General features: G+C 43.9%; 17 protein-coding genes and 6 pseudogenes. 13 read left to right on the forward strand and 10 right to left on the reverse strand.

The features are described 5' to 3' along the window. Window positions 1–76 precede the first annotated feature (76 nt). Window positions 77–328: pseudogene (locus BJF97_RS29200) on the reverse strand (IS3 family transposase); the annotation flags it as partial. On the opposite strand from BJF97_RS29200, the pseudogene BJF97_RS33295 reads away from it, so the two are divergent. The 4 genes and pseudogenes from BJF97_RS33295 to BJF97_RS29215 form a co-directional block, all read left to right on the forward strand. Next, window positions 295–608, forward strand: a pseudogene (locus BJF97_RS33295) (IS1-like element transposase); the annotation flags it as partial. The pseudogenes BJF97_RS29200 and BJF97_RS33295 overlap by 34 nt on opposite strands. Before the next feature lie 94 nt (window positions 609–702). Next, a pseudogene (locus tag BJF97_RS33300) lies at window positions 703–1776 on the forward strand (integrase core domain-containing protein). A gap of 52 nt (window positions 1777–1828) precedes the next feature. Further along, window positions 1829–2002 (forward strand): annotated as a pseudogene (locus BJF97_RS35255) (plasmid mobilization relaxase MbeA); the annotation flags it as partial. A gap of 186 nt (window positions 2003–2188) precedes the next feature. Continuing rightward, on the forward strand, window positions 2189–3745 hold the full coding sequence (locus tag BJF97_RS29215) for a sensor domain-containing diguanylate cyclase (protein ID WP_038992358.1): 1557 nt from the start codon (window positions 2189–2191) through the stop codon (window positions 3743–3745). A gap of 91 nt (window positions 3746–3836) precedes the next feature. Here BJF97_RS29215 and BJF97_RS35260 read toward each other — a convergent pair. The 3 genes and pseudogenes from BJF97_RS35260 to BJF97_RS29220 form a co-directional block, all read right to left on the reverse strand. Next, window positions 3837–4064 (reverse strand): annotated as a pseudogene (locus BJF97_RS35260) (IS3 family transposase); the annotation flags it as partial. Between the two features lie 306 nt (window positions 4065–4370). Then, a pseudogene (locus BJF97_RS33315) lies at window positions 4371–4484 on the reverse strand (transposase); the annotation flags it as partial. A 940-nt stretch (window positions 4485–5424) separates the two neighbouring features. Beyond that, on the reverse strand, window positions 5425–6696 hold the full coding sequence (locus BJF97_RS29220) for a DUF1173 family protein (RefSeq protein ID WP_004181719.1): 1272 nt from the start codon (window positions 6694–6696) through the stop codon (window positions 5425–5427). A 182-nt stretch (window positions 6697–6878) separates the two neighbouring features. Here BJF97_RS29220 and BJF97_RS29225 point away from each other — a divergent pair, with 182 nt between their 5' ends. The 4 genes from BJF97_RS29225 to BJF97_RS29245 all read left to right on the forward strand — a co-directional run bounded on the left by BJF97_RS29225 (window position 6879) and on the right by BJF97_RS29245 (window position 10323). Further along, window positions 6879–7373: a thermonuclease family protein gene (locus BJF97_RS29225; protein ID WP_032455404.1), complete on the forward strand. Its 495-nt coding sequence runs from the start codon at window positions 6879–6881 to the stop codon at window positions 7371–7373. A 110-nt stretch (window positions 7374–7483) separates the two neighbouring features. After that, complete coding sequence (locus BJF97_RS29230; RefSeq protein WP_004181718.1) at window positions 7484–8302, forward strand: phospholipase D family protein; 819 nt, start codon at window positions 7484–7486, stop codon at window positions 8300–8302. A 403-nt stretch (window positions 8303–8705) separates the two neighbouring features. Next, window positions 8706–9104: an H-NS family histone-like protein gene (locus BJF97_RS29235; protein WP_070083037.1), complete on the forward strand. Its 399-nt coding sequence runs from the start codon at window positions 8706–8708 to the stop codon at window positions 9102–9104. A gap of 586 nt (window positions 9105–9690) precedes the next feature. Continuing rightward, on the forward strand, window positions 9691–10323 hold the full coding sequence (locus tag BJF97_RS29245) for a DUF6904 family protein (protein WP_001567369.1): 633 nt from the start codon (window positions 9691–9693) through the stop codon (window positions 10321–10323). 28 nt (window positions 10324–10351) lie between these two features. Here BJF97_RS29245 and BJF97_RS29250 read toward each other — a convergent pair whose 3' ends face one another. Next, window positions 10352–11755 (reverse strand): ISNCY-like element ISKpn21 family transposase, encoded by a 1404-nt coding sequence (locus BJF97_RS29250; protein ID WP_001567368.1) that lies wholly within the window; start codon window positions 11753–11755, stop codon window positions 10352–10354. A 111-nt stretch (window positions 11756–11866) separates the two neighbouring features. Here BJF97_RS29250 and BJF97_RS29255 point away from each other — a divergent pair, with 111 nt between their 5' ends. Further along, window positions 11867–13399 (forward strand): IS3-like element ISKpn38 family transposase, encoded by a 1533-nt coding sequence (locus BJF97_RS29255; protein ID WP_009310015.1) that lies wholly within the window; start codon window positions 11867–11869, stop codon window positions 13397–13399. 150 nt (window positions 13400–13549) lie between these two features. Here BJF97_RS29255 and ltrA read toward each other — a convergent pair whose 3' ends face one another. Beyond that, window positions 13550–15037: a group II intron reverse transcriptase/maturase gene (ltrA, locus tag BJF97_RS29260; protein ID WP_023332914.1), complete on the reverse strand. Its 1488-nt coding sequence runs from the start codon at window positions 15035–15037 to the stop codon at window positions 13550–13552. A gap of 435 nt (window positions 15038–15472) precedes the next feature. On the opposite strand from ltrA, the gene BJF97_RS29265 reads away from it, so the two are divergent. From BJF97_RS29265 to BJF97_RS29275, 4 genes are read left to right on the forward strand one after another with little or no spacing between them, the layout of a single operon-like run. Further along, on the forward strand, window positions 15473–15787 hold the full coding sequence (locus BJF97_RS29265) for a hypothetical protein (protein ID WP_004196316.1): 315 nt from the start codon (window positions 15473–15475) through the stop codon (window positions 15785–15787). An 8-nt stretch (window positions 15788–15795) separates the two neighbouring features. Then, entirely contained in the window at window positions 15796–16305 is a 510-nt protein-coding gene (locus BJF97_RS29270) for a hypothetical protein (RefSeq protein WP_004181938.1), read from the forward strand. Beyond that, on the forward strand, window positions 16295–16735 hold the full coding sequence (locus BJF97_RS33325) for a hypothetical protein (protein WP_074404002.1): 441 nt from the start codon (window positions 16295–16297) through the stop codon (window positions 16733–16735). Before BJF97_RS29270 ends, BJF97_RS33325 begins: the two co-directional genes overlap by 11 nt. 29 nt (window positions 16736–16764) lie before the next feature. Continuing rightward, window positions 16765–17421, forward strand: coding sequence for a hypothetical protein (locus BJF97_RS29275; RefSeq protein ID WP_004181937.1), 657 nt, complete (start codon window positions 16765–16767; stop codon window positions 17419–17421). 273 nt (window positions 17422–17694) lie between these two features. On the opposite strand, the gene BJF97_RS33330 is transcribed toward BJF97_RS29275, so the two are convergent. From BJF97_RS33330 to BJF97_RS29290, 4 genes are all read right to left on the reverse strand, one after another. Continuing rightward, window positions 17695–18297 carry an HAD domain-containing protein gene (locus BJF97_RS33330; RefSeq protein ID WP_004181934.1) on the reverse strand — a complete coding sequence of 201 codons (603 nt, stop codon included), beginning with the start codon at window positions 18295–18297 and terminating at the stop codon, window positions 17695–17697. A 2-nt stretch (window positions 18298–18299) separates the two neighbouring features. Next, complete coding sequence (locus BJF97_RS29280; RefSeq protein WP_004196349.1) at window positions 18300–18815, reverse strand: hypothetical protein; 516 nt, start codon at window positions 18813–18815, stop codon at window positions 18300–18302. Window positions 18816–18932: 117 nt separating this feature from the next. After that, entirely contained in the window at window positions 18933–19889 is a 957-nt protein-coding gene (locus BJF97_RS29285) for a hypothetical protein (protein WP_070083038.1), read from the reverse strand. A 229-nt stretch (window positions 19890–20118) separates the two neighbouring features. Further along, on the reverse strand, window positions 20119–21075 hold the full coding sequence (locus tag BJF97_RS29290) for a DsbA family protein (RefSeq protein WP_004196319.1): 957 nt from the start codon (window positions 21073–21075) through the stop codon (window positions 20119–20121). Window positions 21076–21108 lie beyond the last annotated feature (33 nt).

The following is a 21108-nucleotide window of genomic DNA, read 5'->3' on the forward strand; positions in this document are numbered from 1 at the left end:
AGGAACTGACCCATACAGCTTGACAGTTATAATCAGCCAATGGACTTACCCCACGCCTGTAGACAAAATCCTGTCCTCACGACGAGGCCTGTTCAAAGGCCTCCGGACTGACGCTACCGAGGTGGCTGTGGCGTCGGTTACGGTTGTAGAACACTTCAATGTAATCGAAAATATCCGCCCGGGCCATGTCCCGGGTTTTGTATATTCTCTTCCTGATACGTTCTTTTTTCAGTGAACTGTAGAACGATTCGGCCACCGCATTATCCCAGCAGTTGCCACGCCGGCTCATGCTCGGTGCCAGGTTATTGGCCCGGCAGAAACACTGCCGGACATCAGCGCTATCTCTGCTCTAACTGCTGTAAAACATGGCGACTGAAGTTCACTTACACCGCCTCTCATCCCGGTACACTCCAGAAAATTATTGATATAGTCAGGAATGGCGACGGATGTCGCGCCAGTGCACGCATTATGAGCGTTGGCTTCAAAACGATTTTACGGCACTTAAAAAACTCAGGCCGCAGTAGGTAACCTCGCACATAGAACCGGGCAGTGACGTCATTGTCTGCGAGGAAATGGACGAACAATGGGGCTACCTCGGCGCAAAATCATGCTGGGTTAGCCCCTTTAAACACCAGACAGTGGCTGTATCTCCAGATAAGAGATAGGCTTGAATATATGTATAACTCTAACGCCAATTTTGAGATGACCGGGATCCTGTTAGGGCAAGAAGTCCGTAAATGTAAAACGCCTCATAAGGAAATCGCTATTATCCTGCAGACGATGTAGCCAGGCATGAATGTCTCCCATGCCGCCCGCCTGCACGGTATTCAGCCCAGCCTGCTGTTTAAGTTGAAGAAGCAAAATCAGGAAGGCTGCCTTACCGCCATTGCTCCCGGAGAAGATGTCGTTCCTGCTTCTTAGATCATATCTACACTGAAGCAGTGTCCGGGAGTTTCAGTACCTTCTGGGCAAGAGACGATGGAAGTCGAGATCCTGAAAGAAGCCGTGGAGTACGGTCAGTCGCGAAAATGGATAGCGTACGCGTTCTTGTTGCCAAAGGACGGGGAATAGCCCGTGTCAGCCGCGCCATGGGCATGTCGTGTGCGCAGCGAAACGTTCTGCCGACTGGTAGGACAGGCGCAGTAACCGGCGTAATGACGACGCAGACGCGGAATACTGTCGGCTTTCCTCAATATTATCAGTGATAAACCGAGTTATGGTTATCGACGCGAGTGGGGCATCCGGCGCAAGCAAAGTAAGACAGAGTGACAACCAGCAGTAAACGCCAAAAGGTTTTACAGGATAATGAGCGAGTATATGCATGACAAGCAAGAGCGACCGAAGCGTAGACATAAGGCCAAAATCTCGTTAGCAGAAAGCGAGATGCTCAGGTGTTCAGATGGCTTTGAATTCGTCTGCGAGAAGAGTGAAAAACTGCGGGTCACGTTCGCGCTGGACTTCTGCGACCGTGGGGGCATAGACTGGGCAGCAATCACGGGAGGTTATGACAGTTCGACGGTGCGGGATGTGATTCTGAAAGCGCATCGGCGACATGTTGCCGGACACACCAGTGCAGTGGCTGACGGACAACGGTTCAGCGTATACCACGTATGAAACGCGGAGGTTCGTGAAAACGATGAAAGAAGACTATATAGCGTTCATGCCAAAACAGGATTGAGAACAGCACTGTGAAACCTTGCAGCAGCATTCAAGCATAACAATGAAAACCACCCGCACAGCGCGCTAGGATATCACTCTCAAAGGGAACAACTGTAGCAGTGCACATCGTTAATTTAAGATACAAAAGCTGTCCAGAAACGGCGGGTCAAGATCAGGACGAGTAGGAGTACGCCTTCGCGGAATAGCGTACGATGTCTGGTCTTATGCAACGGTAGGACGCGGCGCTGAGCGAGCGCGTCACGGCCTTCAGAACGCAGATGCAGAGTTTGAGCGAGCAGCGCAGCATCATAAAGCGCTAAAGCTGAAACGATCGCAGTGGTAGCAGACGTACAATGGACCGACGCTGTGACAAACCGGTTAAAACAGGGCTTTCAGCTAAGTTGCGTCGAAAACCAGTGCCATTCACACGACTGCATGCTATGCAGTCGTGCTGAACACGTCCGGAGCGGTGTAGCTAAGGGCTGCTATGGTAAATGCGGCATTTTTTAATTATATGGAGTGTATTTTTATGAGAATTAAAAAGCCTCACCTTCGTCCGATAGTCATAACCTTGTCCGTTGGTGGTATTTTTTTGACTTCTATTTTTATGATAGTTGTCATTATGTTTTATCAACACGAAAATATAGAAAAAGATTTGCTTGATGCTAATTCATCGTACGCTATGAAAATGTCGGATGTAATGAGCAGTTATATTGAAATGGCTCAGGGCGAACTAGCATATGGCGCTAAGAAAATTGAATCAACGACTGATGTTGAATATCTTAAAAATGAGGCTGATAGGCTAAGATTGCAGTCCGGCATGTTTAATTCAGTTATTGTTGTTAGTAATGGCGCTGTTGTTCTGGCAACTTCTCCAGAATCACTTGATTTAGTTGGTGTTCACTTGAACTCAAGTGTCAGTAAATTGGCTATTGAGGGCAAAAAGGCATTTATATCGCAACCTTACAAATCAGTTGCTGGGAATTTGATTGTTTTGTTGTCACATCCTATTTATGATAAGAGTGGTAATTACATAGGGTATATCGGCGGGTCTATATATCTAAAAAAACAGAGTTTATTTAGCGATGTTTTGAGTAGGCATTTTTTTAATGACGACACTGAAATTACCATCGTTAGTGATGATGGTAATGTGATCTTTAATAAAGATAACAGTGTTGTTGGTCGACCGATGGTTATGCCTGATGATTTGAAATCAAAGTTAGCTTCGTCTGAAAGAGGCGATGGTACCTTTTTTTCTTCGGGGCATAAGTATCTTCTTGGTTATGCTCATATGAAAAATACTGACTGGAATGTGTTTGTTTATAGTCATGCTGACAACGTGACCACTATTCTTATTAATTATGCTAAAAATGTGCTTGTGCTGCTAGTTGTAATAATAGTTGTGTTTTCAATTGTTTCATATTTCATTGCATCCCAAATCTCAATTCCTTTAGAAAATCTTGCTATATCTACCAATGCTAAAGATATAGAGTCCTCGCTGACTTATATTAAAGGTATCAATGCTTGGTATGCCGAAGCTGACCGCCTTAAAAAGGCACTTTTAACGAATGTAAAGGTAATGATGAAAAGGGTTAACACTCTAAATGAAGTGGCAGTAAAAGATCCCCTAACCGGTGTAAATAATAGATTGGGGTTTTCGAATAAAACAAAGGATTACACGCAAGGCTCAGGGGCTTCAGTTATTGCTATTGATGTTGACTTTTTTAAAAAAATAAATGATTTCTTCGGGCATGGGGTCGGAGATGAGGTGCTTATTTCTTTGGCTCATGCTATTAATTCTTGCTGCCGTAGTGAAGATATTGTTTGCCGGTTTGGTGGTGAAGAATTTGTTATTTTTCTGCCGAATACTTCAGTGGTAACAGCAGAGCGTATTGCGGAGCGTATCAGAAGTGTTATTGAAAGTTCTGTTTTTACTAATGACTTGCGTGTCACCATATCTGCTGGTGTAGCAACGCAAACTGATCCCCTTAGTGGGATCGACTTTTTGCTGAAAAATGCTGATGATGCTCTTTATCAAGCAAAGGGAGAGGGGCGTAATAAAGTGATTGTATATAGTGCTATTTGAGTTTTGTGTAATGCTCCCAACTTACTGATTTAGTGTACGATGGTGCTTTTGAGGTTCTCACGTGGCTTACATTTGAATCGTCACGGATAATCTAAACACTTCCGAGCCATTGATAATACTGGTTTTCATATCCTGTCGGTGACATCTGATTGCTCGACCCATGTCGACGCTTACTGTTATAAAAAATTTCGATGTAATCAAAAATTTCGCTGCGGGCTTCTCCCGCCTTCCGTAGATCTTTTCTTTATGCGCTCTCGGTTCAGTAACTGAAAAAGCTTTCTGCAACCGCGTTATCGTGACAGTTACCGCGACGGCTCATACACCCTTCCATGATTGCCGTGGTTCCGCGTCGTCTGGCCTGCAAAGATGATTATCTGGTGATTGTGGATATGCCACTGGAAGTACCATGCTTTACGATAGCATGGCCTGGAATCGCGATCCGGCGCATCAATGGATCCGGGCGTTGTGCGTTGAGGTCAGTCAGGATGATCCATTTTGACGGTATCAGAATACAGGGCGACTGTCGGTAAGATATAAAATTACTTATTTTCCTGATGCCGGATAGATGTAAGCAACACCCCAAACCAGATTAATTACTTGCAAAACGGAGGTAGTCCATAGATGTAAAAGTGGGCTCAGAAATGCCCATATTTCGGCAGACTACCCCGACGCGAGTGCCGGTTTCGGCCTTTTTCAGCGCAAACGCAATCTGTTCTTCAGTATAGCTTGTCTTTTTCATGGCGAAATACGTGAAATCGCTATTTAGCTATTTTTTATGAAGAATGATGATCCGAGATACTTGAAAACCGTTGTTGCCCTGTGAAAGCATCCCATTTTGAAAAAATCTTGAATTCAAAATGTTGAAGACAAAATCGGATGGAAAAAGTTAACTTATCTGGTATTGTCAGTAAAACCGGCAAAGGATTCAACTTACCAGGGGTGGTTTGTTGAATATGGAGCAGTAGCAGCCCCTTTGCCGGTTTGTCATCCTATCATGCTTGCATCACTTTCCTTCCTGCACCTAAAGACATCCACATACGATCTGCAAATAAGAAGCTCAGGTTTCATTATGGGAGTGAACTTCTTTTAACGATAAATGGGTCTCGCCAGATGCATGAAACGTGACACTGTCACATTTAGATGAATATGATTTAATTCCATTGGTTATAGTTACTATGATAAATATCAATAGCGATAAAATAACATCAATTAATTATAAAATTGATACATAATAAATAAAACGAAGTTTCATTATTTTGCTATAAAAACAATAAAAATGTATGGATTCGGGAATAATGAGAAATATGCTCATTTTTCCATCGCTTCAAGAGGTATGCAACATCCTATTTACAGTTAGAATAATACCCTTTATTCCATGTGTTAGATTAATGTTATCACCCGAGGTGGGGGTAACCAGCTTCTAAATCAGTCCAAAAGTTACTTTTCTAGTGGTTTTTGTTCAGGTTGCGCTACGCGAAATCTGAAGAAAAACGGAGGGGTGAGTACGTCAGATTTCACGTAGCGCACGGCGACGAAAAGAAAATTTCGTATGATTTCTGGCCGGTTAATTGATCAAAATTGAAATCGCAGGATGAAGTACAACAGGGCTGAAGCCTTTTATGCCAGAAAAGTGCTGATAGTTATAATAGGGCCGAAGCCCTTACTGAAGCATTTTGGCGTTAACTGCAGCCCTTATCGGGCAAATGGGGTAGGGGGCCAGCCGGGGCAACCCATGATGCCCAACCATCCTTTCCATATCGTTCATTATAGTAACTTTCTTTGATCGCCTTACGCGCCAAATATGAAGCAGTATCCATACCAAATACCTCAATAGGAAATAGTTCATGCCCCCCAATATCCGTCAGACAAAAATCTGGGAAAACATCATTATTAGAAGCATCGTATCTCAGGGGTTTGATAAATGACCGCTCATGCTTATGAAGATAATTTAGCATGGTCAGCTCATAACTCGAGTCTGCCGGGATCCAGTTTTCATCAACATTCATCAATGCTATCTGAAGTGGTTTAAGATAGTATGTATCTTTCCCCTTAAATTTACCCAGATCACCTATAGCCATACAGATTACGTTACCTCCTGAACGCCAGTTTGCTATTTCAGAGCTGAATCTCTTCTCCAGTGATGCCCAATTCTCAGTATTCATCAGCACAACTGGAACACCTGAAAAAAACTTTATCGGAAGTCGTTTTGATGCATTCGAGTGTCTTTCAGGGTTATATTTAGATAGTACATTGAGGCAAATCAGACGCTCTTTATTCATCAGCGCCTCTGATGTCATTTTTATGTTTTTTGTCTCTTGAGGTGTCGAAGGATATGCACCTGCAAGTAAATGCATGGACAGCGGATGTGATGCGACTTTAATTTTTTCCGCAGAGTGGGTTATAAGGTTGAACACCTTGCCAGGATTACGTTTCCCGGCCATTTTCGGATACCAACGATTCAGACCGCTGTCATCCCACAGGAACTGGAGAAGACCCAGCAATGACATGCTATTCTGAGAAACACCACCTGATTTATTCCTGTTATCTATCGGTACGATCGAGGTCGACTCCGAGTCAGATGAGGCTAATGCCACGTCTAACCTAATTCCGTAGCCTCCATCTTTAAGGTCTTTGACGACACCTTGTGTATAGCATTTTAGACCTGAATTGTCTTTATCAAGTGTAAAGAAAATACAGTCAGGTGAATGTTGACTACCTGTATTCGGGTACCGCGCCAGGAAATAAGTATCACCGCCTGAGTGATATTTTACGGCAAGTGATTTTTGTCCTTTTCCTTTACAGGCACAGCTTACCTTCGCTTCTACCGAAGCATGCGCCCGGGACAAAACGGCGTACCAACTCTTTTTAAATTCTTCTTTTGTCTGGAAGTCTCTTGAATACCTTTTACTGTCACCCCCATAAGATACAATCACATCATTAACAGTAGACATAAGCCCCCCTTAATTGATCTGAGCCGAGATGCGTTTTCATTCACCTCAGGTAATAATTTTCATATACATTGACACAATAGCATGTTGTTAATAAAGTAACCTATACTTTGAAAGTAACTTTTCAAAATCGTTGTGATTTCCCCCTCAAATCACATTTAATGATTATCATCCAGAGACAACCAATGATAAACATCCGGTCAACTAGATTAGCCATTTTTCCACTGGCAGTTATCCTTTTATATTCCCCATTAACTTCTATTGCCAAAACTTTCTCGGCGAAAGTAGTGCGAGTTATTGATGGTGATACAGTCCAGGCTTATGACGGTGCAACAAATACAAGAATACGGCTCTATGGGATTGATGCTCCTGAAAGTAAGCAAGCCTTCGGACAGAAAGCAAAGCAAGCAATGATTCAGTTAGTAGCAAATCAGGTTGTTAGTATTCAGGACCATGGGCAGGACGTCTATGGTCGTATGCTTGGCACAATCTATCTTAACAACAACGATGTTAACGCCATCATGGTCGCAAACGGTATGGCCTGGGCATATCGGTATCAGGGGAGGTTGATTGTTCCTGAATATGGGCCTCTTGAACAAAACGCTCGAAATGAAGGGAAAGGTCTGTGGTCTGATCCGCACGCTATAGAACCACGTCAATGGCGAAAAGCGAATAATTAAGTAAGGAATCACACTTCCACTTTCACAATATCGAGCATTCCTACTCCTAAAAAGTAACTTTTTAACGTGCGCTATTATTTATAAACAACACTGTAAAAAATGGGGGATTTATGGTTCAGATTCTTAATACAACAGGTTTAAACTATCATGTAGAGCAAACCATCGCTAATGCCGAAGAGCGCATTATTTTGATAAGCCCTTATCTGAAACTTAGCGCAAGAATTAAGGAGCTCATTGAAGACAAAAACCGTATGAAGGTTGATATTCGTATCATCTACGGTAAATCTGAACTTAACCCTAAAGACCATGAATGGCTTGTCAGTTTACCTTATGTTCGTTTGAGTTTTTGCCAGAACCTTCATGCTAAGTTTTATGCTAATGAAAATCAAAGCCTGATATGCAGCCTAAATCTATATGATTTTAGTCAAATCAACAATCATGAACTTGGGGTGTTAATTGTAAAGGATGATGACCGTGACGCTTTCAACGCTTCTATCACAGAGGCCCAGCGGTTAATCAGGATCAGTACAGAAAATATTCCATCACCAATATCATTACAATCGGGTAGATCTGAGTTGCAAAAAACTCATGAGCAGAAGAGTGAACATACAAGAACATCTCAAAAAAATGATGAAAAACATAGTATGTTAACAGATCCTATCTCAACCGAGTCAGATGAGAGAACAAGTAAAGAGGGGGATACAAACCCAGAACCCGCAAATAAACTAACCTCAACTAATTTAGCTAAACAACATAAAATGGGTTTATCTGAAATGTATGCGGAATTGATGAATTCAGGATACCTCATAGAGAAAGACGGAAAATATGAGTTAACGCCTTTAGGTATTTCCATCGGAGGCGAGAGTAAACCCAATCGTTATAAAAAAGGTGAGTTTTATTTTTTATGGCCTTCTGATATTTCTCTTTAACAGAGTTAACTTTTAAATTGCAGGGTGGTTTTTTTAATCACCCCTTTAACATTTATATGCAGTCTGAAATTTCTTAAGCAGTATCCTTTTGCAATCAAAAAATGTATTCAAATAGCATTGATTGTTTGCTTGATGACCTTTACAATTACAACATCTTATTCACTTCATACAACGATAGAATCATAACCGGATAAAAATTTTCCCGAGATGATTTTTTTCAAGATGGTGAATTTACCAACAGGGCAGTATCAAGACCAAGGAACATACATTCAGCATGAGATAGACTCATTTTTAAGACTTTTCTCGATTGAGAGAATTGAACTTCCTAAACCACTTGCTGAATTTCTTTAATTAATTTAATGTTCTTATGTAATTGCATAACAATGTGCATAAAGAGGTAACTATGAGCGAGACATTACAGGTTCTCAATAACATCCGTACACTTCGCGCTCAGGCACGAGAGCTACCATTAGAAGTGCTTGAAGAAGTATTAGAAAAGTTCACTATTGTCGTCGCTGAACGCAGTGAAGAAGAAAAGGCGGCCGAAGCGGCTAACCGTGAGCGTTTAGAAAAACTCTCTCATTACCGGGAAATGATGATCGCTGATGGTATAAATCCGAGCGAACTTATGGACGCGGCCGTCAACATTAAAGTACGCAAAAAACGTGAACCACGTCCTGCGAAATATGCTTACGTAGACGATGCCGGTGAGCAAAAAACCAGGACAGGTCAGGGACGTACTCCGGCACCAATTAAAGCTCAGCTGGATGCAGGAAAAACTCTCGAAGATTTCCTGATCTAAAACAAAATTTCTTTATTTTATTAACCACCTTACCAAGGTGGTTTTTTTTATCATCTTCATGCATTATCGTGGTTGGTCCGGCCGCAGAGAGATTACTATGTTAAACGATCATATTGAGACAGTTATGGATTTGTTTAACGGATCCAGACATCTAATCATTGCTGGAATTGTTCTAATTTATCTGGTGTTGATATGCCGTATAGTCAGTCATTATGAGGTTTATGCGGTAATGAACCGTAGACAGACATCATCCAGAGCTGGTAAGTATGAAGATGAGGACTCGGATTTAGCTAACCTTCTCATAAGCAAGAGTAAGGTTTCTCTGTGTTTAGACGTCATTACATTAGTATTGATTACATTTTTCACTGTAATGATGTATGTGTCAGCCTGAGTTTGTTGTGTTCATATTGGCATTTGGTATATCTGGCCATAGCCACACCAAACCACAAAACGTGTAAAATCAATAACTTTGTCAAGGCTCAATTGAAATGTCCGTTATCCAGCTCAATTAAAATGACCACTTTGATCTCTCATTCTCTTTACTGATAGACTTTCCTCCGACTGAAACAACAGGATGATTGAGCCCATGCTTCGATACGAGTTAACGCCGAACAATGCAGGTTTTATACTGTGGGGAGATTCAGAAGCCCTGAATGAATTACATGAACTCATTCATTACATCGTGGATGAAAGCCCACTGATTAAAGTTAAAGACGGATTTATGTTATCCCTTGCCTATGATATTCGTAAAGCACGGGAAGGTAATCGTCGTGTTGAGCAACATCAGTATGATCAACATGATACATATAAGCTTTATGGTGTTGAGCTTTTATGGCCTCTGGTCCTGGTACAGTCCTCAATACTCAGAAACTCAATGGGTTATATTCAGACAGACAAAAACCAGCTGTCTGTCATGTATGCCTTTGAATACCTGATAGAATCAGCATTAACAGAGTCTGAGAGAACAACGTCGAATGATATTATGCTAACAGTAAAATATGCATCAGACTCTGATTTTAATTTCATTGAGGATAATATTGACAGCAGGTGCTGCTATTTTATCAGCCTATCTCCGGAGCAAAGAAAAAAGCAGTTAATCAGTATTGTTCGTTCTTTTCATTCATTATGGGGTAAGTATGCCCGTGAAAAGCAGGACATAAAGATGCTGAACGAAATGAATAATACATCATGGGTCTGGCCGGACAATATCAACTGGTGAGCAACCACTGTCCGGCCAGTGAGTACCATCAGCGGGCTCTTTTACCAAAAATGTCCTCTGAACGTGACTGAAGCTGTTTGAGTGCTTCGAGCATGTCATCATTATCCAGTGAGCGCTGGGATTTCTTCCCTTCCTGCTTTGGCCGTCGTCGGGAAGGGCCATCTCCAGCGGGAATTGACTGAGAGCGCGTGTTATCCCGCTTGCTCTGCACCAGACTGATAAACTCCAGGGTTCGGCCAAGACGCTTGTTATCGACAATCGCGCCCTGGTCGATTTCTGACAGTCGGTCGTAGGTAGAGTAGGGAAGTAGCGTACCGTTCAGGCGCAGCTCTTTTCTGCCATCAGGATAGTGATACACATCGATATATTTACCTATTGCACGGCGACTCAGTTCGCTGTCTTCAATCAGGTACAACATTTTATCATATTGTATCGTCAACGATTTTGAGACTTTACGTTTTTCACGAACAGTGAAAATAAGCCCCAGGTCCTCATCATGTTCTACAGCACGGTGTACGTCAAAATCATGTCGCGGTACTTTGCCAAAACGGCGGTTATAGTCAGCCATATAGGCCTCAGCGAAGTCATTTGCAGCCTCCATTGAACAAATGCCCTGTAACCGCAGCTCTTTGACCAGACGATCCTGTAAAGTGAGGTGAGCTCGTTCTACACGCCCTTTGGCGGGACTGGTTTCTGCACAGATAGTCTGGATGTTCAGTTCATGCATGGCTCGCCCAAACTGAGTATGCCCGTCTCCGCCTGTGGCGTGTTTATTGTTAACACGAAAAACACCGGCTTTATCGCTGTACAGTGCCAGCGGTTTACCATGCTTATCGATATAGCGCCGCGTGGCTTCGAAGTAAGAAAACGTGGACTCCGATTTAACAAACAACAGTTCCATCAGTTTGCTGGTTGCATCATCAACATAGACCAGCGCGGTGCAGGCCGGGCCACGGCCTTCAAACCAGTCGTGATCACAGCCATCTATTTGTATCAGCTCACCAGTACACGGACGCCGGTACCGTGGTTGAGGGATCCTTGCGGCACGTTGTTTACGGGGAACCCATAAGCCAGCCCGCACCATGATGCGCCGGACAGTTTCTTTGCCAAGAAACAGTCCGTGGAGTTCTTCGAGCTTTTCACGCGCCAGAGTCGGACCGAAATCAGCATAACGCGTCTTGATCAGTTCCAGAGCCTGATCTGCGAGCCCGGGTGGCAACTGGCGGTTACCACGCATGCCACATCGTCTGCTGGCCATACCAAGCGGTCCGCCTTCACGGTAACGGGCAAGAAGTCTGCGGCATTGCCTGTCGCTGATACCGAGGTGCTCGGCCGCACGGCGCGTTGTGATGCGACGTTCAATGACGTCCTGTATAATCTTGATCCGGTTGATCTCTTTCAAAGTAAACACTCCTGAGCTTTCTGCGCTCATGATATGCCTCCCGGTAGTTTAAACGGACCAGTGAAGCTTACCATAGCGCGGACATCTGAATTGAGCCACAGGGAAGTGCGGACAAATTCCTGGACCTTCAGGAGTTAATTTATGCATTCATACGAGGACCGGATTCGGGCCGTCGAACTCTATTACCGGTACGGAAAGAAAGCCTCCGTTGTCGTCATGGAGCTGGGATATCCTTCCACAAAACAGCTGGGCCGTTGGGTTCGGATTTATGAAGAGAAGGGCGATTTACCCAGGGAATTAAAACCAAGAGAACGCTATTCACGTACACAGAAAATTGCTGCTGTTGAGCATTATCTTACTCACGGTGGTTGCCTGTCGTACACTCGCCGAGCCATCGGCTACCCCAGTAACGAAATTCTAAAGCGCTGGATTGAAGAGTTTTACCCAAATGCGCGTCCCCTGGTCATTCGCTCAGGCACAAGCAAATGCTTCAGCCCGCAAGAGAGGTCTCAGGCCGTCCGGGAGCTCTGTAACCGACGTGGAACCGCGCGTAAAGTTGCACAAAGCATAGGCGTCAGCGTCCCGGTCCTGTACAAATGGAAGAAAGACCTTATCAGTGACGAGGCTTATCAATCCATGCGCAAACGAAAGGCAGCCCCTCAGGATAAAAATCAGGATGCTTTACTCGGTGAAATCCAGCATCTCAGGAAGCAGGTTCATCAGCTGCAGCTCGAACGTGACATACTGACAAAGGCGAATGAACTGATAAAAAAAGATCTGGGCATCAGCTTTCTGAAACTGAAAAACAGGGAGAAAACCCTGATAGTTGATGCCCTTAAGAAAAAGTACCCCGTTGCTGAGTTGCTAAGCGTTCTGCAACTTGCCCGCAGCTGTTATTTTTACCACAAAGCCAGCAAACGTCTGTACGATAAGTATGCGGAAATACGCGTGATCATGGCCGATATCTTTGAGGAGAATTACCGCTGTTACGGCTACCGGCGCCTTCACGCGATGCTTCGCAGTAACAACAGGGTTATTTCTGAAAAGGTTGTCCGCAGACTGATGGCAGAAGAGCAGCTCGTTGTTAAGCGCACCAGGCGACGACGATATAACTCTTACTGTGGCGAAATCGGTCCGGCACCGGAAAATTTACTCGCCCGGGATTTTAGTTCCTGCAGGCCAAATGAGAAGTGGCTGACCGATATTACGGAGTTCCAGCTTCCGGCTGGAAAAGTCTATCTGTCGCCGGTTATCGACTGCTTTGATGGCCAGGTTGTAAGCTGGTCGATAGGAACACGCCCGGACGCGACGCTGGTGAATACGATGCTCGATGACGCACTCGATACGCTCAACGAACATGATAAACCGGTGATACACAGCGATCGTGGTGGCCATTACCGGTGGCCGGGCTGGCTCGAGCGTATCAACACCTCCGGACTTATAAGGTCCATGTCGCGCAAAGGATGCTCGTCGGATAATGCTGCGTGTGAAGGCTTCTTCGGGCGTATCAAAAACGAAATGTTCTATGGCAGAGACTGGGCGGGTATCACGCTGGAAAAATTTATCTGCTTCCTGGACAGGTACATACGCTGGTATAACGAGAAACGTATCAAGCTATCATTAGGTGCAATGAGTCCTGTGAAGTACCGGCAGCATCTTGGGATCACAACATAACAGTCCAGGAAAACATCCGCAGCCCCCAGGCGGACATTACTATTGAGCCATTACAAACTTAGTACGCATAATGTACGTTATGTTAAATCCAGGTCGCGGTAGGGATACCCGTTACCGGGTACCCCCCGCACAGATCCCGGCGTGCGCTATTCACGCACCGGGCTCCTGCCTTGGGTGTCTGGCGGTGAACCGCTCCACAGGCCATGGATGCAGAACCCGAACCTTCGGCAGCCATACGGCTGCCAGTCTGTTTGCTTTCGTCCATGTCGTATCATCCTGCTGGCTCCTGCGCCTCAGCGCCCGTCGCCAGAGGTCTGTTACGTATATCCTGAACTTCCGCATCATGGGATAGTTGCCCGGGACTGAGTGGTAGTTCAGGTATCCCTGAACCACTCTCCTGAGCCATTTTCCCTGTTCGGGGATTGAGTAATGCCAGCGCTTTCGTAGTCCGTCCTTGATCGCTTTCAGTGTCGCCGTCATCCTGTCCCGGCGTGTCTTTCGTATCAGCATGAACCTGCCACTACGGTCTTTCCCACTGATATGCGTGAACCCGAGGAAGTTGAACGTTTCTGGTTTACCTTTTCCCCTGCTGGCGCGGTTTTCGGCTGCGAAGCGGCCGAACTCCATCAGTCGGGTTTTCTTCGGATGTACCGTGAGTCCGAACTCCTTCAGTCTGCGCTGCATGGCTATACGAAAGCATTGAGCGTCGATTCGCTTGTCGAACCCGATGACTATGTCATCTGCGTATCTGACCATGACCACATTGCCTGTGGCATGGCGGCGTCGCCACTGATGCGCCCACAGATCGAAGACATAGTGGAGGTAGATGTTTGCCAGCAGCGGCGAGATAACCGCACCCTGTGGGGTGCCTTCCTCCGATGCCCGCCATTCTCCTTCCTCTGAGGTCCCGGCTGTGAGCCACTTTCGTATGAGCCTGATTACCCTCTGGTCGCCGATTCTGTGTTCTATGAACCTGATTAGCCATTCATGGCTTACCTTGTCGAAGAACTGACTAATATCGGCATCCAGTACCCAGTTTACATTGGTCCGAACCAGCCCTGTGGCCAGTGCGTCCAGCGCATTGTGCTGGCTTCGCCCGGGTCTGAACCCGTATGAAAACCCCATAAAGTCATTTTCGTAGACTGCATTCAGGATCTTAACCAGCGCATACTGGACGATTTTGTCCTCCAGTGAGGCGATGCCGAGCGGGCGCTGTTTTCCATCCGCTTTCGGGATGTAGTGCCGCCTGCCGGGCTGAGCCCTGTAACTACCCTGATGAAGCCTCCGGTGCAGATCTGCTATGTTGACCTTCAGGTTTTCGGCGTAGTCCTTCCACCTGACACCATCAACTCCGGCAGCCGCTTTCCTGCTCAGGGAGAGGAATGCGTTCTCCAGTGCCTCTGCTGTCAGGAGGTGGAACAATGCGGTAAACCGTTCTTTCTTCCGCTGCTTCGCAGCTTCCCGCACGCGTGACAGCCTCTGTGACATACTTTCCCGGCTCTGCGTCCGGCGCATGTGTGGCTGTTCCGCGTTTCCCTTGGCCCCGCTCCTTCGCTCCACTGACTCCGCTCCTTGCGGATTGTTCGCCAGATTCGCAGCTACTATGAGCGAGTCCGACTTCTCCTCTCCGTACATCACCGGCTTCGGCTCCTCGCCTTCCCGGTGCGGGCCATCTCCGGCACTGGCAGATGGTCAGAGGGGAGATCTCCCGGTTCCCGCGTAAAGATCGTATTGACATGCCAGGGTCTCAGACCCCGCCGGGTCCATATGGCACTCGCAGTAACGCACCCTATGATGTTGCCTTCCGTAAACAGTACAACGTCGGCACCCGGGAATTTAATATACATTTCGTGGCTCAATGGCTGGCCTGTCAACACCCCTGTCAACGCTTCGCCCCATACCTCACGGTATACAACGCATGACTCGGGGACCCTGTGGATTGCTGGTCCTTCAATGGTCGGGGACTTTCACCCCTTGATCTTTACCGGTCTCCCGGCGCACACTGTATATATATACAGTGCTTTATCAGACACTAACCTCTCACGTTGTAAGTCTTGCATTAGGGTTAATGCTATGAATGTCCATAAGAGTTATCAAACTATCACCCACTACCATTTTGATTGGTTGACCCCAGCTGGCGACTACCCCAAGTCTGCTATTATGGTAGTTGAATGCAAGGATGGCCGTTGGATGATAGTTCAGGAGTTTGGGGAAGATTACGGCTGCTTCGAAGGTGTGCTGAAGAATGAATGCGATCTTATCACTAAGCCTACTTTTTATCCCGACTTGCGAAGTGCAGCTATGTCCGGTTTTGGTATGATGAAGCAATTATACCCACTGTACGATGATAATCTCTTTAATGAATTCCTCTCAGAAATTCCGGAATAGGTATTTATATGGCCAATATCCTTATGCCCGATTGTCTTGTGAAGTTAAACAATCTCTTACAGGCTATTGAGAATGCACCCGTTGAGTGCGATGGTCATACATTAATGATAAGCAGTGCTCTAAATCATGCAGGCATTTCTCATCAACGAATGTGCGGGGTAGTTAAAAACCCCAAAACGTATTTTGAGTTATATCCACATTTCTGGATTGAGATAGGTGAATTCACTCTGGATTACCGACTCAGGATATGGGTTGAGTTATATTCAGGTGGAAAACTATCAGAGGGTGCCCCTCACGGCATATTTGATGCGCGTGGGCTTGAGTATCTTTACACTTCTGGAAGCATTTGCCCACCACCTGCCCTGGACTTTAATTTATTAAACTTAATCAGTGATGGTTATTACGAAAAAATTAACTTTACCGAGCTAACAACACTGGCACATTCTGTAGATATTAGTTTAATCAGTGATGTTAAGAATGTTACAAACACCGGGGTTGCAGAGTACAATGATAATTAATCAAAAAATATTAGAAGCTGATATTACAAATATAATCAATACATTTGAAAGGCTAATGGATGAAAGTAATAAAAGTATTATACCAGTAAAATCCAGACATGTTGATGGCTTGGCCTTGTTCGAAAACATGTATATACGTGCACGTAGCAAACATGCATCTTTGCTGGGTAAACCTGTTCTGGTTGTTTCATCAGTTTCTGTATTTATCACTAATCAAGGCTGCTTCAGTACACTTCTTTCTCACTTAAAAGCCCATTGTAAGAACAAGAGTTACCTGTTAAAAATTGAGAGCGTAATCTCTCAGGAACTCAGGAGATATCTTGCCAGGCAAATGTTCGCATTCATTGGAGAAGAATGGGAGTGCGGGTCTGGTTATTGGGTGCCTGAAGATGATCCAGTATACCCATCTTTAAATACACTACCTTATTGATAATAAATACTCTTTATAGGCTCTGAATAATGTCGACTATTCATCTCATTACAACATGCGCGAAAAAGAAAGCAGGACCTGTACATGACACTGTGTTTCCCTACCATACGACAGATACTGAGATTGCCTATCAGCAATGGAAAAGTCTTGTGCAGTCCCGATTCACTACATGTAATGATGATATTAAGGAAACGGAAAACATATACTGTAGTGCTCACTGGAGTACAGCTAAGTCTATTGCAAACTCTAATTCTCATATCTGTTTATGGGTTATTTCTGCAGGTCTGGGCCTACGACACAGTTCTGACCCCGCGATCCCTTATGATGCTACGTTTACAAAGATAGGAAGAAAGAGCGCCAGCATATGGGGTATGCTGACTTCTGACCCCATACTGCCTGGAAAAGTCCCTTCCCTTGCGGAACTGTTTAGTATGTACCGGCATGATATCTTTATCATTGCGGCCTCTCCCGTTTACCTGAACGCTGTTGAGGACGATCTCGTTAAAGGAGTGGCTTATCTTCCCTGTCCGATAAAGCAGCTTAAAATCGCTTCCAGCGCTGCCTACAATGGAAGATTAAGAGAATATGTGCGATGCGGCGGAACCAGAATGATGAAAGACCTTAATGCAAACATGACGACTCTAAACATTAAACATGCTGGCATGCTGATTCATGAGCTGGAGTAATGGCAGGTACACTTAGCCTTTGATGCAGCTGCAGAACGCTGGCTCTGACTGCCGGTGCCCACCCAGCAACGCATTATTTCATTTGTACTGTTGAGATATTGCCTCGATTACCCCGCCTTACTGTCATGCGCTAGTTCTACGATTTCTTTGCCCGGACATGTCCGGGAGCCGATTATCCATGGTGGTTGTTCCTGCCCTGCCTGAATAACCGGCTTTAATTCTCTGTTCATCGCCCACAAAAAAAACTTATATTTAACATTTTAATTCATTCCTTCATGTTAAGTACTGACAATATTTCATAATGACAGATGCTACTGTTTGGTCAGTCATCCCCTCACTGTAATTCGTTGACACCAGATTTTCGCACCCAGGTGGAAAACGGTGTGATTCATCATCAATGATAATAAACTTGTTGACCCCCATATGTCTGGCATGTAAAAGGCACTCTCTGTACCGAACATATTCGGTATCCTTTACTTCCTGAAGTGAAGGTGTAACACCTATTATTCTGTGTCTGAATGCTACCGGAAAAAGGTATTTAAGCCCTTCTAAAGTCATTGTTTCCCTCCAACTGCTGGACACGACTATATGTAATTCTGGACATTGTTTTAAAATTTTTTCCAGTAGAGGCATTCTTTCAAATGTCTCATTCATCCTTCGATGGAGGACTCCATCAAAATCAAGATAAAGCAGGACAGTACCACCTGAACAATTGCAAGATGCTAGTTGAGGTGATCCTGTAAACTCTGGTGGGTTAATATTTTTAGAACGTCTTTTAACTATACTGTCATATAGCATAGCACTAAAGATGATAATAACAACAGCTGTTGCAAACATCACCCCACCAGCAGAAAGTGAAAACAATGCCCCTGCCATTTTCACCCCCTTTTTACATCATACTTAACTTTAAGTTTAGCAAACCCATCAAACTCTTTATTTTTCAGTTTAAACTCATCATCTATAACATTCAGCTCACCCAACGAAGCGAACGGTGATAGAGATAATTTAATATCTTTTATTACGTCCGTATTATTTACCACTTCATTTATTCCTTTCATGGATTTGTCCAACCAAAAATGGCTGTCTGATATAAGTGAAAGAATATACTGAACATCATCCTCTTTTTCGCACACAATATTTCTGCCATCAAACTGGACAGTGTCTTGATTTAAGTAAACAGCAAGGAACTGCAACTGAGCATTGCTTAAAGATAAGTTTTTGTAAACTTCTTTTAGGCCGCCGGTGTACTCTGAATTCGCAATATGAAAAGCCTTAAACACCTCATCATACTTATGCTGAAGCCTTTTCTTTGACTTAAGACTTTTAAATAGCAGATAAGATAAGATAACAATCACAATCATCATGCCGTTAAAAGCAATGTTATGTTCGAACATAGAAACCGCCATAAATATTTAATGTTTAGTGAAATTTACATCGTTCAAATGTAAAATTCATTTATTATTAACCTCATTATCTCCATGCCCACTGGGTCACGTTTTACGAGGCATTTACTATATATCCCTGTTTTTGAAGTGCTGCTGATACCGACACGATATGATATATAGAAAAACAATTCGTATGTTAGGAAATTCTTTAATTATTATATCTTCATTCAACCACTTACGAGGTTCTCGTGTATTCGGTTTCTGTCGATGGTCAAAGCGCCCCTTTCTGTATATAACTAACTCAGCACCCCCTGTTTTCGGGTTAACCAGTATGCTTCTATAATAGCTATCACATGATAAGTATCCTTCATCATTAATAATCACTTTGCCGCTTTCAGTTTTGCACATGTATGGCATAAGTATTTCCAGACCTATACACAAGTCTTCATAAGTGTTTTTGCTCACTGAATTGCGAATACCTATCTCCAATGGTTTCCCAGGCTCTCCTTTTTTGAGATGCAGCGAAAATGACCTGACATAAAAGTAAAGTAAATTCTTACAAAAATCAGGATAAGGAGGATTTGTCAGAAGTTCAAGATCTGGACGAAATTTGTCATTCCTCATATAGATGAATTTTTTTCCCTGCGGGCAGTAATAACTATTGTCATACTTGATACCCCTTGATAATTCGGGTCTGTTATAAAGCACTTCCCTGCTATATTCATCGTTCTTTGCACATGATACATAAGCAGATAAATGTTCCAAACTAGGGAGGAATATACCATAATCCTTTGTCTTATCGTCATCAATAACGCCACCCCATTTAGCTATCAGGTTTCTTTCATACTGTTCTTTGAGCGCATTTGTTTTTTGTATATTTAGAAATAACGTTTCAAGAATCATGCTTTTTTCGGTAATTATCTTTATAGACAGTGCTCTACGTCTTGCGCTTTCTTCCTTCGCCCTCTCAGCTTCACGTCGCCAGTACTCAATGCATGTTTTTTTTGTTTTCTCTTCTTTATTTATACAATCCTGCAATGATATAAAAAAATTTTCTTGGACATGATGTACATTGGTGTTCATTTTCAGGTAACCTTTTATAAAGTTAAGTAAGTATACAAAAGATACTATAGCTAGTGTTTCTTTGACGCATTTCCATTTACGTACTCGTATGACGCTAAACACTAACAACGTCAGCAAAAACGACGCCACCAACGAAAACTGTCAAGAAAGCCTCCGACATACATACTCCTAGAATTTTGCCAATGAATTAAACACTCCGCTTATATTTCTATGTAAGGGAGGGCTATGTTTAGTTCCCTTTTGCCTTATCAATTGCCTGTTGCAAGCGATAAAAATCAGGCGCACCGGGCATAATGGTTGTGGTTTTGTTTTGCGGGTTCTTCATGTTCATAACAATAAACACTGGCGTGCCGCTATAATTGAGTTTATCCGCCAGCATCATATTTGCATCAAGAACATTCTGAAGCTGATCGCGCATTTCGACAGTAAGCAAGAAGTTACCTTGCTGATCCAGTATTTCTTTATATCCTAAACCATTGACCAGGGCCGCCAGATTAGAAGGTGTATAGTCCTTCCTGTCCTTCATTGCCCTACCCGCTTCACTCATGAGCTTATTATGGAACTCGTAGTATTTTTCCTGCCCGTACTTATTAAAGATGTAGAGACCAATTTTTGCCCCCATCCCGGAGATAGGTGTGCGGTCAGCAAAAATGGTGAAGTCTTTAAAGAAAGTCCGAACATTTTTATTTTCTGCAATCGCCTTTTCAAGCACGGGACTGGACTGCTGACAGAAATGACACATGTAATCGAAAAATTCAATAACAGCTACATCTGCGTTATCTGGGCCGTAGTTTGGCGTGAATTTTGTTTCAAGCAATACGTCTTTTGTATTCACAACGTCTGAGGTTTTTTCACCATCTCGGTTGGCTTCAAGGCGCTTACCAGCTTCCACCAGGTTCTCTGGATGTTCGATCAAATACTGTGCCGCAGTTTTTCCAATAAGTTCCTTGTCCTGCTCAGTCAGGACTAAACCGGCTGGCTTATTTACCTGGTTCGCTGTTTGAGCTAATGCATTGAATCTATTTGCCAGTTCGATTTGCTGTTTTTTGACAGACTCATTAGCCGAGTCATTTGAGTTCATAATATTACTGCCATTCCCCCAAATTACCGAACCAGCAACAAAACCACCTACTACCAAGGCGATGTGAATCAGAGTTTGTTTTTTAGTGCTTTGTTTATTTTCCATGATTTATCTCTGAGTTATTTTATTTTAAACAGG

Source organism: Klebsiella sp. LTGPAF-6F (assembly GCF_001753185.1).
In the GTDB taxonomy this organism is placed as follows: domain Bacteria; phylum Pseudomonadota; class Gammaproteobacteria; order Enterobacterales; family Enterobacteriaceae; genus Klebsiella; species Klebsiella michiganensis.

What these genes read in the sequence shown, in the direction of transcription:
- BJF97_RS29215 (WP_038992358.1), top strand. Translation starts at nt 2,189, where the DNA reads ATGAGAATTAAAAAGCCTCACCTTCGTCCGATAGTCATAACCTTGTCC.
- BJF97_RS29220 (WP_004181719.1), bottom strand. Translation starts at nt 6,696, where the DNA reads ATGTCTACTGTTAATGATGTGATTGTATCTTATGGGGGTGACAGTAAA.
- BJF97_RS29225 (WP_032455404.1), top strand. Translation starts at nt 6,879, where the DNA reads ATGATAAACATCCGGTCAACTAGATTAGCCATTTTTCCACTGGCAGTT.
- BJF97_RS29230 (WP_004181718.1), top strand. Translation starts at nt 7,484, where the DNA reads ATGGTTCAGATTCTTAATACAACAGGTTTAAACTATCATGTAGAGCAA.
- BJF97_RS29235 (WP_070083037.1), top strand. Translation starts at nt 8,706, where the DNA reads ATGAGCGAGACATTACAGGTTCTCAATAACATCCGTACACTTCGCGCT.
- BJF97_RS29245 (WP_001567369.1), top strand. Translation starts at nt 9,691, where the DNA reads ATGCTTCGATACGAGTTAACGCCGAACAATGCAGGTTTTATACTGTGG.
- BJF97_RS29250 (WP_001567368.1), bottom strand. Translation starts at nt 11,755, where the DNA reads ATGAGCGCAGAAAGCTCAGGAGTGTTTACTTTGAAAGAGATCAACCGG.
- BJF97_RS29255 (WP_009310015.1), top strand. Translation starts at nt 11,867, where the DNA reads ATGCATTCATACGAGGACCGGATTCGGGCCGTCGAACTCTATTACCGG.
- BJF97_RS29265 (WP_004196316.1), top strand. Translation starts at nt 15,473, where the DNA reads ATGAATGTCCATAAGAGTTATCAAACTATCACCCACTACCATTTTGAT.
- BJF97_RS29270 (WP_004181938.1), top strand. Translation starts at nt 15,796, where the DNA reads ATGGCCAATATCCTTATGCCCGATTGTCTTGTGAAGTTAAACAATCTC.
- BJF97_RS33325 (WP_074404002.1), top strand. Translation starts at nt 16,295, where the DNA reads ATGATAATTAATCAAAAAATATTAGAAGCTGATATTACAAATATAATC.
- BJF97_RS29275 (WP_004181937.1), top strand. Translation starts at nt 16,765, where the DNA reads ATGTCGACTATTCATCTCATTACAACATGCGCGAAAAAGAAAGCAGGA.
- BJF97_RS33330 (WP_004181934.1), bottom strand. Translation starts at nt 18,297, where the DNA reads ATGGCAGGGGCATTGTTTTCACTTTCTGCTGGTGGGGTGATGTTTGCA.
- BJF97_RS29280 (WP_004196349.1), bottom strand. Translation starts at nt 18,815, where the DNA reads ATGTTCGAACATAACATTGCTTTTAACGGCATGATGATTGTGATTGTT.
- BJF97_RS29285 (WP_070083038.1), bottom strand. Translation starts at nt 19,889, where the DNA reads ATGAACACCAATGTACATCATGTCCAAGAAAATTTTTTTATATCATTG.
- BJF97_RS29290 (WP_004196319.1), bottom strand. Translation starts at nt 21,075, where the DNA reads ATGGAAAATAAACAAAGCACTAAAAAACAAACTCTGATTCACATCGCC.